The following is a 13,516-nucleotide window of genomic DNA, read 5'->3' on the forward strand; positions in this document are numbered from 1 at the left end:
CCACCGGCCGTCAGGCGTCAGGCGGCGTCGATCTCGGTCTGCAGTTCCTTGATGAACGACTCCGCGGCCTGCTGCGGCGTCTTGCGCTCGAACAGCACCTCCTCGGAGTGCCGCTTCAGGATCGCCTCGATGCCTGACGCGCCGTTCGGCGTGACGCGCGGCGCCGGGCCGACCTTGATCGCGTCCAGGTAGTCGGCAGCGGCCTTGTCCGTCGCGGTCAGCTTCGGCGCGAGCGCGGCCCGGATCGTCCTGTTGCCGGGCACACCCCGGTCGGTGAGCAGCACGTCAGCGGCTTCCTGGCTGTTGAGCAGGAAGTCGACGAAGGCCGCCGCCTCGGCCGGGTGCTTGGACCGGGACGAGATCGACCAGTACATTGACGACTTGTAGTACGCGCCCGGCGTACCCACCTGGCTCTCGCCCGGGATCTTGATCAGGCGCAGGTTCTTGCCGCTTGCCGCCTGGTAGGAGGTCAGCTGGGTGTTCCACGACGTGCCGATCGCTGTGGTGTTCGTGGCCATGCCGGACTGGTCGAGCGCGGCCGCGGCCCGCTCGATGGTGATCGACGGCTGCGGGGAGATGCCGGCCTTCGCCAGGTCCAGCAGGTACTGCCAGTAGGCGGCGAGCACCGCCGGAGGCGCGGACACCTTGCCGTCCGGGGCGTAGAGCGCGGCGCCCTGCTGACGCAGCCAGACGTTCAGCGAACCGGTGTCGAAGCCCCAGGACTGCACGCCGATGACTGTGCCGCCGCTGGCCTTGGAGATCTTGTCGCCGATTGTGCGCAGGTCCTCCCACGACCAGGTCTCGGTGTCCGGCAGCGTGATGTTGAACTGCTTGATCAGATCGTCGTTCACCACGAACGAGTACGCGTTCAGGCCGGTCGGGATCGCGTACTGCTTACCGTCGACCTTGCCGGTGTCAAGCGCTGCCGGGTCGATGTCGGCCGTCTTGAGGTGGGTCGACGCGGTGCCCAGGTCGAGAAGCGCGCCCCGCTCCGCGTACGAGGCGAGGTACAGCTCGTCCATCTGGATGATGTCCGGCGCGTCGTTCGCCGCGACAGTGGTGGCCAGGCTGTCCCAGTACCCGTTCCAGTCCTTGAACTCGCCGTTGATCGTGAAGTTCGGATACTTGGTCTTGAAGAGCTCGATCGCCTGCTTGGTACGCTTGTGCCGCGCATCCGAGCCCCACCAGGTGAAACGTAGCGTGATCGGCTCCGTGGTGGAGATGGCCGCGCCCGCGTCGCCCCCGCCGCCGCCACAGGCCGCGAGGGTGGTCGCCGCACCGACTCCCGCTGCGATGGACAGGACGTTACGCCGGGATATGCCGTTATTCATCGAATGTGCCCTTTCGATGGATTGGTTATTTGATACCGGTGGTGGCGATGCCCTTGATCAGGTACCGCTGGCCGAACAGGAAGGCCAGGAAGATCGGCAGCAGCGAGACCACACTCATCGCGAACATCGAGCCCCACGACGTCGCCACCGTGGCGTCCACGAACGAGCGCAGCGCGACAGGCACCGTATACATCTCCGGGTCGGTCAGGTAGATCAGCTGCGAGAAGAAGTCGTTCCACGTCCAGATGAACGTGAAGATCGTGGTGGTCGCCAGCGCCGGAAGCATCAGCGGCAGGATGACCTGCAGGAAGATGCGCGGGTGGCCGGCACCGTCGATGCGGGCCGCCTCGTCCAGCTCGCGCGGCAGACCGCGGATGAACTGGACCATCAGGAACACGAAGAACGCGTCAGTGGCAAGCATCTTCGGCACGATCAGCGGCAGGAACGTGTTCACCCAGCCGAGATTCGAGAAGATGATGTACTGCGGCACGATCAGCACGTGGATCGGCAGCATGATCGTCATCAGCATGATTGCGAACCACCACTTCTTGCCCGTGAACTCCAGCCGGGCGAACGCGTAGGCCGCCATCGAGCAGGAGACCAGGTTGCCGACGATGCAGCCGAGCACCACGAGCGCGGAGTTCAGCATGTAGTGGCCGAACGGCTCGGCGAGCGCGTTCCACCCGTCGCCGTAGTTGGAGATCTGCAGGCCGTCCAGAACCAGACCGGGCGACCGGAAGATCTCGTTGTTCGGCCGCAGCGAACTGACCACCATCCAGATCACCGGATAGAGCATGACAAGCGCGGCGAGGATCAGCGCGGTGTGCTTGAGCGTGGACGTCAGCCAGCCCGGCAGCCCGAATCGTGGCGGGGCCGGGTCGCCCGACGTGTCGATCGGCACGGGGCGTTCCCTCAGGTCAGTCATCGTAGAAGACCCATCGCTTGGCGGCCCAGAAGTTGACCGCGGTCAAGCCGGCGATAATGATCAGCAGCAGCCAGGCGAGCGCGGAGGCGTACCCCATGTCGAATCGGCTGAAGCCACGCTCGTAGAGGTACAACGTGTAGAACAGCGTCGAGTCCGACGGCCCGCCGGTCCCGCCCGAGACGACGAACGCCTGGGTGAACGACTGGAACGCGTGGATGATCTGCAGAACCAGGTTGAAGAAGATGATCGGCGACAGCAGCGGCACGGTGATCCTGCGAAACTGGGTCCACCTGCTCGCGCCGTCCACCGACGCGGCCTCGTAATACATCACCGGGATCTGCCGCAGACCGGCCAGGAAGATCACCATCGGCGCGCCGAACGTCCACACGTTCAGCACGATCAGCGTCGACAGCGCGGTGTCCGGATTGGAGATCCAGCCCTTGCCCGCGATGCCGAAGATGCCGAGCACCTGGTTGAGCAGCCCTTCCGCGCCGAAGATCTGCCGCCACAGCACCGCGATCGCCACACTGGAGCCGAGCAGCGACGGCAGATAGAACGCGGAGCGGTAGAACGCCAGGCCGCGCAGTCCTCGGTCCAGGAGGATGGCCAGCCCGAGCGCCGCGATCAGCTGCAGCGGCACCGACACGAACACGTAGACGAAGGTGACGCCGAGCGACCGGTGCAGGCGCTCGTCACTGAACATGCGGCTGACGTTCTCCAGGCCGTTGAACTCCGGCGGCTGGATCAGGTTGTAGTCGGTGAAGCTGAGCGCCAGCGAGGCCACGATCGGACCGGCGGTGATCAGCAGCAGCCCCGTGAACCAGGGCAGCAGGAACAGGAAGGCGGCCTTGTTGTCCCGCTTGCGCGGCGGGCCGCCCTTGGAGGTGCCGAGCCGCTGGAGCTCGCCAAGAGCACTCACACGACCCTCCTTCAGTCTCTTCGTGAGGCGCGGTCCCTGGCCGGGGTGCCTCCGGCGTCAGGGTTCCAGTGGTGCATTTCAGAGCAAAAGCCCCGAAGGGGGAAAGCGCTTTCCGCAGTCTGCATCGATGCTGTGACGCACGTCAAGTGTTTCGGCGGGATGACGGTGGATCGTTTCAGTCGCGCCTGGGCACGGCCGCGGCGCCAGCTATCGATGTTTTTCTTTACACAATTCAGCGGGTACGGCGCGCGCCGCAGGCAGCGGGAAAGCGCTTGCTCGAACGGGACTTTTCCGGCGGCTGCGCACCCTTGCGGTCGCCACCTCCACTCGGGAGTGACGCGGCACGGAGTGCCCGCCGGGCCGCGATGCCTGGAAAACGTATTCCGCAGTGTGCTGGCGCCCGGTAGGCCCGTCAAGCTTCATTTCCGGGAGATGACCGCTGCGTCTCCGCCGAGGGTGTCGTACACCCTGCGCGGCGGGGAAGGGCTGCGCTGGCTGCGACACAGCGTCTATGCGGGCGCTTACTCGCTCGTGAGGCGCGGGCGGCCTGGCCCTTGCCTACGCTCGGGTGCGGCGCCGGCCCGTCCGATGCGGAGACGCTGACCGCGACCCGGCGCGGCAACCCGATACCGGTCCGGCACTGCCCGACACCGCCCCGCACCGCACGACACCAGTCCCGCACCACCCAGCAGCAGTCCCGCACCGCACGACACCGGCCCCGCGCCGCCCAGCACCGTCTGACACCCGTCTCGCACGGGTCCCGCACGGCACCGCCCCGCACCGCACGGCTCCGCACGGCACCGGCCCCGCGCCACTCGGCACCACCCGGCTCCGCACGGCACTGGTCGAGTGCCGCACGGCACCGGTCGAGTGCCGGTCAAATGCAGCATGGGCACTCCATGCCCGAAATTTCGGGATATTGCGATCAGCCAATGCTTTCCAGGCATAAGAAACTGACCGTAGAAGCACCCTGCCGAACGATTACCAAAGCAGCAATGCGGAAGCAAGTCCGCGTGCGAGGGTCTGAATCGAAAGGGAAGAATCGTCGTTGCAGCGACCTACTACACGGCCTTGGAAAGGATGCCGCAGGCTATTTGACATCTCGCGCTACATCATCCGGGATAGAAAGAGTCGAAAGGTAGACGAGGCCGCCGACCTCCGCCGCGAGAGTCGCCGACTGCGCTTACCCGAGATGTTCGATAAACGCGATGGGCATCGACGTGGTGGAACCGCGCGGTCGGCACAGTCTCACCGAGGAAGAGCAAAAGCGGCATCGAAGCCAGGGCTCGCGTCGGGGCCGGCTGCTGGGGCCGCGCATGGCACGCGTTTGGGAACGATTCTGCACGGGATTCGCTGCGGTCGGGCTGGGTAGCGGCGGCCGCGGAACCGAGCGGGACCAGCACCCGCCGAAAAAGCAAGCATCCGCCGCAGGAACCGCGCGAAACCAAGACCAGCCGCAAACAAGCAAGCCGTCGCCGACATCCAGTCCGCGACCGCGATGATTGCGCCCTACTGCCGCGGAACCGAGCGGGACCGGCCCGCTGCGGACGAGCCGAGCAGCAGTTGCCGCAGAAATCCAGCCGGAATATTGATCACAAGCCCGCGGCGCCAGGCCAGGAAACTGTTGCCGTAGATAGCGAGCGGAACGGCCCTCACCAGAGTCCGCTGCAGCCAAGAGGGAAATCACCCGCGAGTAAAATCGGACAGACAAACCGGGCAGAGAAGCCCAACAGAGAAGCCCAGCAAATAAGCCAAGTCAGGAATCGCCGCGGTTAAGTCCCGAAAGCGACTACTACGTAGAGTAGCAATTGATCGGACACCGCGCGCCCGATATTTCACCATAAAGCGAACCCGCCCGAAATTCGACCACGGAGATCATCCGTCGAATGTACATGGGAGTGGTTATAGGCGCCGGATAACCACTCCCACGTACATTCGGCGGATGACCATTCGATCAAGCTACCTAGATCAATAGACTTGCGGGCGCCGTAACCATTGCGGAGCGTTACCGCCTACCCGACCGTCCCGAAGATGCTGCACCGCCTAGCGACCTCATGCCGGAAGGGCGCAGAATTTACCCTACAATAGGGTGATTTATCGGTGCATGACAAACGCGGCGACGCCACCTTCCGCCGCGCGCTCTCAGCGCGGGGCGCGCCGCTAATCAGGCGGGTCACGTCCAGCGGCGTGGCGCAAAAGCGATCGTCACGTTTCCGCTGGTCCTGATGCCAGGCGACGATCTCTGTGATGGTCGCGTGCAGGCTGCCGTGCCGTGGACACCAAGCGTTGCGGTGCGGGCCTCGGCGATCAGGTCGAGGCTCATGGCAGCGATGAACGAGCGCTAACAGACCCCTTCCCGAACCCTCAAGCCGCCATCTACCTTAAATAGATCGATTAGGATATTTACCGCCGACAATGCAATACTCCTGGAAGCGCTCCCAAAACGGATCTCCACGCCGAAGAACGGAGGATGCACCATGCATGCACCCAAGCCCGGACAACCCGGCAGGCACGCGCTACGTGCGCTCGTCCTGCTTGTCGCGCTCCTGGTCGGCGTGCTTCCCTGGGCGGGCCCGGCCCAGGCGCACGGCACCATCGTCGACCCGGGGTCCCGCGCCTACCGCTGCTGGCAGGCCTGGGGCACCAACCACACCAGCCCGGCGATGGCCACCGAGGACCCGATGTGTTACCAGGCGTTCCAGGCCAACGCGGACACCATGTGGAACTGGATGAGCGCGCTCCGCGACGGCCTCGGCGGTAACTACCAGGCTGCCACGCCGGACGGGCAGCTCTGCAGCAACGCGCTGGCCCGCAACAACAGCCTGAACACGCCCGGCGCGTGGAAGACCACGCCGATCACGAGCAACTTCACCGTCCACCTGTACGACCAGGCGAGCCACGGCGCCGATTTCCTCCGTGTCTACGTGAGCAAGAACGGGTTCGACCCCACCACACAGCGTCTCGGCTGGGGCAACCTTGACCTGATCACGCAGACCGGGCGTTACGCCCCGGCTAAGGACATCACGTTCAACGTGTCGACCTCCGGCTACACCGGCCGGCACATCGTCTTCGTCATCTGGCAGGCCTCGCACCAGGACCAGGCCTACATGTGGTGCAGCGACGTGACGTTCGCCTGACACGCCGAGGCCCGGGCGCGACCACGTCGCGCCCGGGCCGCAGCGCACCCCGCCCGGGCCGCAGCGCGCCGACCTGATGGATCGAAGATCGATCAGAGGGTGATCCAGTAGCGCCGGACCACGTCGGGCTCGCTCTCCAGGAGGCCGCCGTGGCGTTCGATCAGGCGGGCCGAGGCGGTGTTGCCGACCAGGCAGACCAGCAGGACGCGGTCCAGGCCGAGGGTGCGGGCGTGCTCGAGCATCCGGGACAGTGCGAAGCTGCCGATCCCCCGGCCGCGCGCGGAGGGCTTGACGCCGTAACCGATGTGGCCGAGCGCGGCCGTTGCGGCGGTCAGCTCGTGGCGGAGCGCGATCCCGCCCAGTACCTCGTCCCCTTCGACGATCCACCGGCAGGTCGCGGTCGCGGACCCGGCCTCCAGGCGCGCGATCCACGCGGCGAAACCGGCGGCGGTCTCCGGCCGGTCCGTCGGCAGCAGCCCGAACCCGTCCTCGTGCCGTCCCGGCCCCCACTCGCGGTGGGCGGTCAGCCAGGCGGCGTGCAGGTCTGTGGTGGGCGGGATCAACTCCGGCATCCGGCAACCCTATCCACGGAGACGGTGGCACGATTCTTACGGAAGATGGCAATCATGCCATTGCTGTGCGCCGCCGGGCCCGCGAAGCTGAGATCATGAGCGAGAACGACACCATGCGGGCGGTCACCCAGGACACCTTCGGCGGCCCGGAGGTGCTGCGGCTGACCGAGGGGCCGCGCCCCACGCCCGCCACAAGCGAGATCGTCGTCCGTGTGCACGCGGCCGGCGTCAATCCGACCGACTGGAAGCACCGGGCCGGCGGCCTGCCCTGGCTTGACGCGCCCGTCCCGGTGCTCGGCTGGGACGTGTCCGGCGTTGTCGCGCAGGTCGGGCGCGGCGTGACGCTGTTCCGGCCGGGCGACGAGGTCTTCGGGATGCTGCCGTACCCGTCCGCCGCCGGCGCCTACGCCGAGTACGCCAAGGCGCCCGCCCGCTCCTTCGCCCACCGCCCGGCGAACCTCGACCACGTGCAGGCCGCCGCGCTCCCGCTCGCCTCGCTCACCGCCTACCAGGCGCTCGTGGAGACCGCGGACCTCAAACCGGGCCAGCGCGTGCTGATCCACGCGGCCGCCGGCGGGGTCGGCCACCTGGCCGTGCAGATCGCCAAGGCTCTCGGCGCCTACGTCATCGGTACCGCCAGCGCGGAAAGCATGAGCTGCTGCGCGGGCTCGGCGCCAACGAGGTGATCGACTACCGGACCACTGACTTCACCACGGCGATCGCCCCGGTCGACGTGGTCCTGGATCTGCTCGGCGGCGACGTGCGCACCCGCTCGCTCGGCGTGCTGCGCAACGGCGGCGTGCTGGTCTCCTTCGTGCTTGGCGGCGACTACGAGGCCGACACGAAGAGGGCCGCCGAGCTGGCCGTGCGGCTTGAGGGGATGGTGGTCGAGGCGGACCGGGCGGGCATGCGCGCGATCGCCGCCCTCGCCGAGCAGGGCACACTGCGCGCCCACGTGGAGGCGACGTTCCCGCTGGCCGAGGCCGCCGCGGCGCACACGCTCGGTGAGCGCGGCCGCACGACCGGAAAGCTCGTCCTCGTCGTGTGACCGCGATGGCACAATGGCCCGATGCCGGTGGTGGAGGCGAGCGCGGTCGTACCCGTACCCCCTGATGTGGCTTTTGCCGTGTCACAGACGATGGCGCCGCTGCGCTATCGCTGGGACCCGTTCGTCCGTGAGCAGTATCTGATGGACGGCGCGGCGCGGCCGGGAAAGGGCGTGCGCACGTTCACCAGGTCGCGGCACGGCCTCGCGATGGTGAGCGAATACGTCTCGTTCGCCCCGCCGACGAACGTGGGCATGAAGATGGTGCGCGGCCCCTGGTTCTTCGAGATGTTCGCGGGCGGCTGGCGCTTCACCCCGGCACCGGACCAGCCCGGCCACACGCTCGCGACCTGGCGCTACAGCTTCCGGTGCCGGCCCGCGTGGCTCCGGCCGCTCGCGGACCCGATCGGCATCCGGCTACTGACAAAAGACATTCACAAACGCATCCAGGGGTACGCCAGGGGCTGCACCGACCCGGCGGTGCTGAACAACCTCTAGGCGCCTGCTCCGCGGGTCCCGAGGATATCCGGCGCTTGTCGAGTCGACCCCTCAGTCCCACGACGTTGTCAGCCAGCGCCGCCTGTGCGCGATGTCGGAAGAACTCACCGGCGTCCGCTTTCCGGTCTGAGTGCTTCCGGTCTGGACGAGGCCCGGCCGCGCCCGCCGGCCGGCATCCGCGCCGTGGTCGCCGTCAGGCGGTGGTGCCGCCGTCAGCCAGCAGGGTGCTGCCCGTCATGAACGTGGACAGGTCGGAGGCGCAGAACAGCGCGATCCGGGCGATGTCGTCCGGGACGCCGGGTCGCCCGATCGGGCCGGTCATCATCAGCGCCATCGCGGAGAGTTGCTCGGCCGGGATCCCGGCGGCGGTCGCTGCGGCGATGTTGCCTTCCGTGGGAACGTGACTCGGTGCCACGCCCAGCACACGGATGCCCAACGGTGCCAGCTCGAGGGCCAGTTCCCTGGTGAGGCCGCGCACGGCGTGCTTGGACGACACGTACGCGGCCAGGCCTGGTGCGCTGCCACGGAACCCCGCCGTGGAGATGACGTTGACGATGACGCCACCGGTGCCGGCGTCCGCCATCCGCCGGGCGGCCTCACGGGCGCCGACGAAGCTGCCCCGGGCATTGACGTCGAGCACCGTGTCCCAAACCTCGTCGCTCATCGTGAGCAGCGGCACGCTCGGGAAGATGCCGGCGTTGTTGACCCAGATGTCCAGGCCGCCCAGCTCGGTGACCGCACGATCCGCAACCGCCTGCACCGATGCGGTGTCCGTGACGTCGAGGGCGCAACCGATGGCGCGTACCCCGTGGAGTCCTGCGATGTCCTCGGCGGCCCGCACGGCGAGATCTTCGGCTAGGTCCCCGATCACCACGTCGGCGCCCGCCTCGGCCAGGCGCAGAGCGATCGCCTTGCCCAGCCCTTGCGCGGCGCCGGTCACGACGGCCCGGCGGCCGGTCAGGGAGATCAGATCGGTAAGCGACCTGCTGGAAACGTCAGCAGTGGACATGGCAGTGCCTTTCTGTTCGCGGTGCCGGCCGGAGGCGCGGCGAGCCGGTGCGACTGCCGACGCTAGGTCGCCATCAGCAAAATGGCAACAGTCTGTAAACATTAACTGCGGCGGCCGTTCCCACAGCGGTCCAGGACGTTCGTTAAGGTCGAGGCCTGATGACGGCACCGAACCGGCCGACCCGCGGCGTACAGCAGGGTCCTCGCAGCATCCAGGTGATCGAGAGCGTCCGCGCCGCCACGGTGGCGGAGCTGTCGAGGACCGGGTTTGCGAACCTCACCATCGACGCCGTGGCCAAGGCGGCCGGGGTGAGTCGCCCGACCATCTACCGGCGCTGGCCGTCGAAAGCAGCGCTGCTGCAGGCGGTCGTGGAGCCGCTTCTCGAACGCTACGACGTCGACCCTGACACCGGCACGGTGTCCGGGGACCTGCTTGCGCTGATGGTGCTGATCCGCGACAACGCAGCCCGGCCCGAGGGCCGCGCGATGATCACGGCGGCGACGACCGGCGCCGCCGAGCTCCGGGATCTGGTCCGCACCGCCAACGCACGCACTATCGCACCGTTCCAGCGGGCATTGGAGCGCGCCGTCCTCCGGGGCGAGCTGAGCCCGGCATCCGACCTGCCGATCATCGCCTACGTGATCTTCCAGGCAGTGGTCATGTGGGAACAGGCACACGACAGTCCACCGTCGCAGGCAGATCTCACCCGCATCCTGGGCACGGTTCTGCCGCCGCCAGCCGCTCCCTAGCGGCCCGTCTCTGCAGTGGAGGTCGGATGTCCGGAGAACCCACCGGCCGGCACGCCGAGCGGGGCGAACGCCTCAGGGAACCGTCACGGCGGAGAGGAGTTGGAGGCGTTCGTAGCTCTCGCTGCCCGGGACCGCGGTGTAGACCAACAGGCAGTGCGACTGGTCCGGGTCGAGGAGGGTCTGGCAGGCCAGGTCGAGGAGGCCGACGTCGGGGTGGATGAAGCGTTTGGCGTTGTTGAAGCGCAGGCCGACGCGGTGCTGCTCCCAGAGCGTGCGGAACTCCTCGCTGCGGGCCAGCAGCAGCTCGCCGTATTCGGCCGCGCGTGAACCGGGGCCGCGGCGGGCGACCATCTCGCGCAGGCCGGAGACGTACACCTGGGAGTGCTGGTCGTGGTCGTCGGGGTGATAGCGGGTGCGGACGGCCGGGTCGGTGAACCAGCGGTAGCCCATGCTGCGCGCCGGGCCGGTGAAACGGGTGTTGTCGCCGGTGAGTGCGACACCGAGCGGGGTCTGGCGGAGCGTCTCGCCGAGCTCGGTGACGATCTCGGCGGGACTGTCCAGCAGCCGGTCGAAGACGCGCAGCAGGCCAGGGCTGATGTGCTCGCCCGCCGCACCCTTCGCGGGCGGCTGGTGACCGGCGAGCCGGAACAGGTGGTCGCGCTCCTCGAGCGACAGGTGCAGGCCCTGTGCGATCGAGGCGATCATCTCGGCGGACGGGTGCGGCCCGCGCTCCTGCTCCAGGCGCCGGTAGTAGTCGGCGGACATGTTGCTGAGGCCGGCGACCTCCTCGCGGCGCAGGCCTGTCGTCCGGCGGCGCAACCCGCGCGGGAGGCCCACGTCCTCGGGCTGCAGCGACTCCCGGCGGCGGCGCAGGAACTCGGCCAGCCCGACTCGATCAATGACCACGTCTCCCTTTCTACAGGCCTCGCCGGGGCGGATCCAGGACTCGCCGATCCCCCCTTAGCGCGTGGCGGCGGGCGCGGGACGGGGGGATCGAAAGGTCCTGGATAGCCATCGCCGACCGGGGCAGTCTCGTAACGTCAACCCGGTCACCGCCGAAGGAGCAGACCATGTTCACAGTTCCCGACCTCGCTGGCAGGCTCGCCGTCGTCACCGGTGCCAGCGACGGCGTCGGCCTGGCCATCGCCACTCGCCTGGCCGCCGCCGGCGCGGAGGTGATCATGCCGGTCCGCAACCGCGGCAAGGGCGAGACCGCGATCGCGAAGATCCGGCAGCAACACCCGTCGGCCACCGTCTCGCTGCGGGATCTCGACCTGTCGTCGCTTGACACGGTCTCCGCGCTCGGCGACCGGCTGCGGGAGGAGGGCCGGCCGATCGACTTTCTGATCAACAACGCCGGTGTGATGCAGCCGCCGACGCGGCAGACCACTGCGGACGGTTTCGAGCTGCAGTTCGGAAGCAACCACCTCGGCCACGTCGCGCTCGTCGCGCACCTGCTGCCGCTGCTGCGTGCGGCCAAGGGCCGGGTGACGTCGCAGCTCAGCGTGGCGGCGAACAGCGGATCGATCAACTGGGACGACCTGAACTGGGAGCGGTCCTACGAACCCCAGCGCGCCTACAACCAGTCCAAGATCGCGTTCGGGTTGTTCGGCCTGGAGCTGGAGCGGCGCAGCGCGGCGGCCGGCTGGGGGATCTCGAGCAACATCTCGCACCCCGGGATCAGCCCGACCAACCTGCTGGCCGCGCAGCCGGGGATCGGGCGGCCACGGGACACGATCGCCGTGCGCGCCATCCGGGCGATGTCCCGGCTCGGCATCCTGGTCGGCACGCCGGAGACGGCGGCGCTGCCCGCGCTGATGGCCGCCACCTCTCCGGACGCGCGCGGCGGGCGGTTCTACGGACCGAGCGGGCCGGGCGGGCTGAGCGGCGCACCAGCCGAGCAGACGCCGTACAGCCGGCTGCGCAGCGAGTCCGAGGCGGCGGAGGTCTGGCGGATCTCCGAGAAGCTCGCCCAGGTCACCTTCCAGGGCTGACGGGGACCTCGGATGATTCCGCTCGCCATCTTCCTCGTCACGGCACTCGCGGCCTTCCTGCGCAAACGGGGATTCCGGCTGCCCGGCCGACGCCGTCCCGACGAGACCGCCTGAGCGTCAGGCCAGGATCGGCAACGCCTGGCCGGTCTGGGCCACGTGGCTCAGCCGGGACGTGAGCCTGCGCAGCGGGCCCACACTGCCGATCCGGGCTCCCAGCCGCAGCGTCCGCACCCCGAGCGCGGATGCCGGATAGGCGATCCCCGGCATCCCCGGCGGCAGCTGCTGGGCGTCCGTGATCAGCGGCCGCATCCACTGCTCGTAGCGGCCGAGCGCCTCCTCGATCGGCCCGCCCTGACTGAGATGGGCGGCCAGCACGTAGCCACCGGTCATCGCCAGCGAGGTACCCCCACCGCCGAGCGGCGTCACACACCAGGCGGCGTCGCCGGTGAGGCAGACCCGCCCCGCCGACCAGGACGACATCGTGATCTGCGTGAGGTGATCCATGTACACGTCGTCCGAGCCGTCGAAGCCGTCGAGCACGCGCGCCGCCTGCCAGCCGGCGTCGTGGAACACCTCGCGAAGTGCGGCGCGGGCCTCGTCGAGCGGCAGGTCCGCCAGGTTCCGGCCGCGGCTGGTGAACGCCAGCGTCGCGCGCGTGGTGCCGGTGTTGTCCGGCCGCAGCGTGATCTGGCGCCCGCCCGCGGCCGAGTACCAGCGCCACCAGCGGTCGTCGTCCGCGGTCCGGGGGATCGTGCCGTAGGCCATGTCCACGCCGAGTTCCCGCCGGGAGACCGAGGACCCGAAGACCAGGTCGCGGGTACGGGAGCGCACTCCTTCCGCGATGACCAGCAGGTCGTAGACGCCGGCCGCCCCGGACCGGAACGTCACCTCGACCGGCGAACCCTGCACGCTCTCGATCCGGTCGCCGTAGCGGACCGTGACGGTGTCCGGCAGCGCGTCGAGGATGACGCGGGCGAGGTCGCCTCGGAGGATCTCCAGCTCGGCCGTGGGCCCGTCCGCCTCCTCGACCGGGAACCTCGCCACCGGGCGCCCGCCGCCGTCCACGATCGAGGTGCCCTCCTCGGTGGTGCTCCGGTCGCGCACCTCCTTCTCCAGCCCCATCATGGCCAGCACCTCGCGGGCGGCGCCGCGCACGTCGATGTTCTGGCCACCGTCCCGGAACGCGTCGAACCGCTCGATGACGTCGACGTCCCAGCCGGAGCGGCCGAGCCAGTAGGCGGTGCTGAGGCCGGCGATGCTGGCGCCGGAGACGAGTGCGCGGGGCGTGGTCATGAGATAGTTCTACCGTGAAACTGTTTTAAGAGCAAACAATCGGT

The 13,516-nt window shown here is 68.5% G+C and carries 13 protein-coding genes; 6 read left to right on the top strand and 7 right to left on the bottom strand.

Annotated features, from left to right (window positions below; genetic code table 11):
* Positions 1 to 17 precede the first annotated feature (17 nt).
* The 3 genes from ACIA8K_RS33625 to ACIA8K_RS33635 are packed head-to-tail and all read right to left on the bottom strand — an operon-like array spanning position 18 to position 3,175.
* On the bottom strand, positions 18 to 1,331 hold the full coding sequence (locus ACIA8K_RS33625; protein ID WP_396066667.1) for an ABC transporter substrate-binding protein: 1,314 nt from the start codon (positions 1,329 to 1,331) through the stop codon (positions 18 to 20).
* A gap of 25 nt (positions 1,332 to 1,356) precedes the next feature.
* Positions 1,357 to 2,256 (bottom strand): carbohydrate ABC transporter permease, encoded by a 900-nt coding sequence (locus ACIA8K_RS33630; protein ID WP_396066669.1) that lies wholly within the window; start codon positions 2,254 to 2,256, stop codon positions 1,357 to 1,359.
* Complete coding sequence (locus tag ACIA8K_RS33635) at positions 2,249 to 3,175, bottom strand: carbohydrate ABC transporter permease (protein ID WP_396066671.1); 927 nt, start codon at positions 3,173 to 3,175, stop codon at positions 2,249 to 2,251. The genes ACIA8K_RS33630 and ACIA8K_RS33635 overlap by 8 nt, the downstream gene beginning before the upstream one ends.
* Before the next feature lie 2,477 nt (positions 3,176 to 5,652).
* On the opposite strand from ACIA8K_RS33635, the gene ACIA8K_RS33640 reads away from it, so the two are divergent.
* Complete coding sequence (locus tag ACIA8K_RS33640) at positions 5,653 to 6,312, top strand: lytic polysaccharide monooxygenase (protein ID WP_396066673.1); 660 nt, start codon at positions 5,653 to 5,655, stop codon at positions 6,310 to 6,312.
* A gap of 92 nt (positions 6,313 to 6,404) precedes the next feature.
* Here ACIA8K_RS33640 and ACIA8K_RS33645 read toward each other — a convergent pair whose 3' ends face one another.
* Positions 6,405 to 6,884 (bottom strand): GNAT family N-acetyltransferase, encoded by a 480-nt coding sequence (locus tag ACIA8K_RS33645; RefSeq protein WP_396066675.1) that lies wholly within the window; start codon positions 6,882 to 6,884, stop codon positions 6,405 to 6,407.
* Between the two features lie 95 nt (positions 6,885 to 6,979).
* On the opposite strand from ACIA8K_RS33645, the gene ACIA8K_RS33650 reads away from it, so the two are divergent.
* The 3 genes from ACIA8K_RS33650 to ACIA8K_RS33660 are packed head-to-tail and all read left to right on the top strand — an operon-like array spanning position 6,980 to position 8,427.
* The gene (locus ACIA8K_RS33650) at positions 6,980 to 7,570 is read left to right on the top strand and encodes an NADP-dependent oxidoreductase (protein WP_396066677.1); all 591 of its coding nucleotides are present in this window, start codon (positions 6,980 to 6,982) and stop codon (positions 7,568 to 7,570) included.
* Positions 7,567 to 7,932: a zinc-binding dehydrogenase gene (locus ACIA8K_RS33655; RefSeq protein ID WP_396066679.1), complete on the top strand. Its 366-nt coding sequence runs from the start codon at positions 7,567 to 7,569 to the stop codon at positions 7,930 to 7,932. The genes ACIA8K_RS33650 and ACIA8K_RS33655 overlap by 4 nt, the downstream gene beginning before the upstream one ends.
* Positions 7,933 to 7,953: 21 nt before the next feature.
* Positions 7,954 to 8,427: an SRPBCC family protein gene (locus ACIA8K_RS33660; RefSeq protein WP_396066681.1), complete on the top strand. Its 474-nt coding sequence runs from the start codon at positions 7,954 to 7,956 to the stop codon at positions 8,425 to 8,427.
* Between the two features lie 193 nt (positions 8,428 to 8,620).
* Here the strand turns inward: ACIA8K_RS33660 and ACIA8K_RS33665 are convergent, their stop codons facing one another.
* The gene (locus ACIA8K_RS33665; RefSeq protein ID WP_396066682.1) at positions 8,621 to 9,436 is read right to left on the bottom strand and encodes an SDR family NAD(P)-dependent oxidoreductase; all 816 of its coding nucleotides are present in this window, start codon (positions 9,434 to 9,436) and stop codon (positions 8,621 to 8,623) included.
* A 158-nt stretch (positions 9,437 to 9,594) separates the two neighbouring features.
* Here ACIA8K_RS33665 and ACIA8K_RS33670 point away from each other — a divergent pair, with 158 nt between their 5' ends.
* Positions 9,595 to 10,185 carry a TetR/AcrR family transcriptional regulator gene (locus tag ACIA8K_RS33670; protein WP_396066684.1) on the top strand — a complete coding sequence of 197 codons (591 nt, stop codon included), beginning with the start codon at positions 9,595 to 9,597 and terminating at the stop codon, positions 10,183 to 10,185.
* Between the two features lie 72 nt (positions 10,186 to 10,257).
* On the opposite strand, the gene ACIA8K_RS33675 is transcribed toward ACIA8K_RS33670, so the two are convergent.
* Positions 10,258 to 11,091 carry a helix-turn-helix transcriptional regulator gene (locus tag ACIA8K_RS33675; protein WP_396066686.1) on the bottom strand — a complete coding sequence of 278 codons (834 nt, stop codon included), beginning with the start codon at positions 11,089 to 11,091 and terminating at the stop codon, positions 10,258 to 10,260.
* A gap of 164 nt (positions 11,092 to 11,255) precedes the next feature.
* On the opposite strand from ACIA8K_RS33675, the gene ACIA8K_RS33680 reads away from it, so the two are divergent.
* Positions 11,256 to 12,179 carry an SDR family oxidoreductase gene (locus ACIA8K_RS33680; RefSeq protein WP_396066688.1) on the top strand — a complete coding sequence of 308 codons (924 nt, stop codon included), beginning with the start codon at positions 11,256 to 11,258 and terminating at the stop codon, positions 12,177 to 12,179.
* A gap of 117 nt (positions 12,180 to 12,296) precedes the next feature.
* Here the strand turns inward: ACIA8K_RS33680 and ACIA8K_RS33685 are convergent, their stop codons facing one another.
* On the bottom strand, positions 12,297 to 13,472 hold the full coding sequence (locus ACIA8K_RS33685; RefSeq protein WP_396066690.1) for an FAD-dependent monooxygenase: 1,176 nt from the start codon (positions 13,470 to 13,472) through the stop codon (positions 12,297 to 12,299).
* Positions 13,473 to 13,516: the final 44 nt, after the last annotated feature.

The organism is Catenuloplanes sp. NPDC051500, from assembly GCF_044454585.1.
Lineage (GTDB): Bacteria > Actinomycetota > Actinomycetes > Mycobacteriales > Micromonosporaceae > Catenuloplanes.

What these genes read in the sequence shown, in the direction of transcription:
- ACIA8K_RS33630 (WP_396066669.1), bottom strand. Translation starts at nt 2,256, where the DNA reads ATGACTGACCTGAGGGAACGCCCCGTGCCGATCGACACGTCGGGCGAC.
- ACIA8K_RS33665 (WP_396066682.1), bottom strand. Translation starts at nt 9,436, where the DNA reads ATGTCCACTGCTGACGTTTCCAGCAGGTCGCTTACCGATCTGATCTCC.
- ACIA8K_RS33625 (WP_396066667.1), bottom strand. Translation starts at nt 1,331, where the DNA reads ATGAATAACGGCATATCCCGGCGTAACGTCCTGTCCATCGCAGCGGGA.
- ACIA8K_RS33685 (WP_396066690.1), bottom strand. Translation starts at nt 13,472, where the DNA reads ATGACCACGCCCCGCGCACTCGTCTCCGGCGCCAGCATCGCCGGCCTC.
- ACIA8K_RS33660 (WP_396066681.1), top strand. Translation starts at nt 7,954, where the DNA reads ATGCCGGTGGTGGAGGCGAGCGCGGTCGTACCCGTACCCCCTGATGTG.
- ACIA8K_RS33680 (WP_396066688.1), top strand. Translation starts at nt 11,256, where the DNA reads ATGTTCACAGTTCCCGACCTCGCTGGCAGGCTCGCCGTCGTCACCGGT.
- ACIA8K_RS33645 (WP_396066675.1), bottom strand. Translation starts at nt 6,884, where the DNA reads ATGCCGGAGTTGATCCCGCCCACCACAGACCTGCACGCCGCCTGGCTG.
- ACIA8K_RS33670 (WP_396066684.1), top strand. Translation starts at nt 9,595, where the DNA reads ATGACGGCACCGAACCGGCCGACCCGCGGCGTACAGCAGGGTCCTCGC.
- ACIA8K_RS33640 (WP_396066673.1), top strand. Translation starts at nt 5,653, where the DNA reads ATGCATGCACCCAAGCCCGGACAACCCGGCAGGCACGCGCTACGTGCG.
- ACIA8K_RS33650 (WP_396066677.1), top strand. Translation starts at nt 6,980, where the DNA reads ATGAGCGAGAACGACACCATGCGGGCGGTCACCCAGGACACCTTCGGC.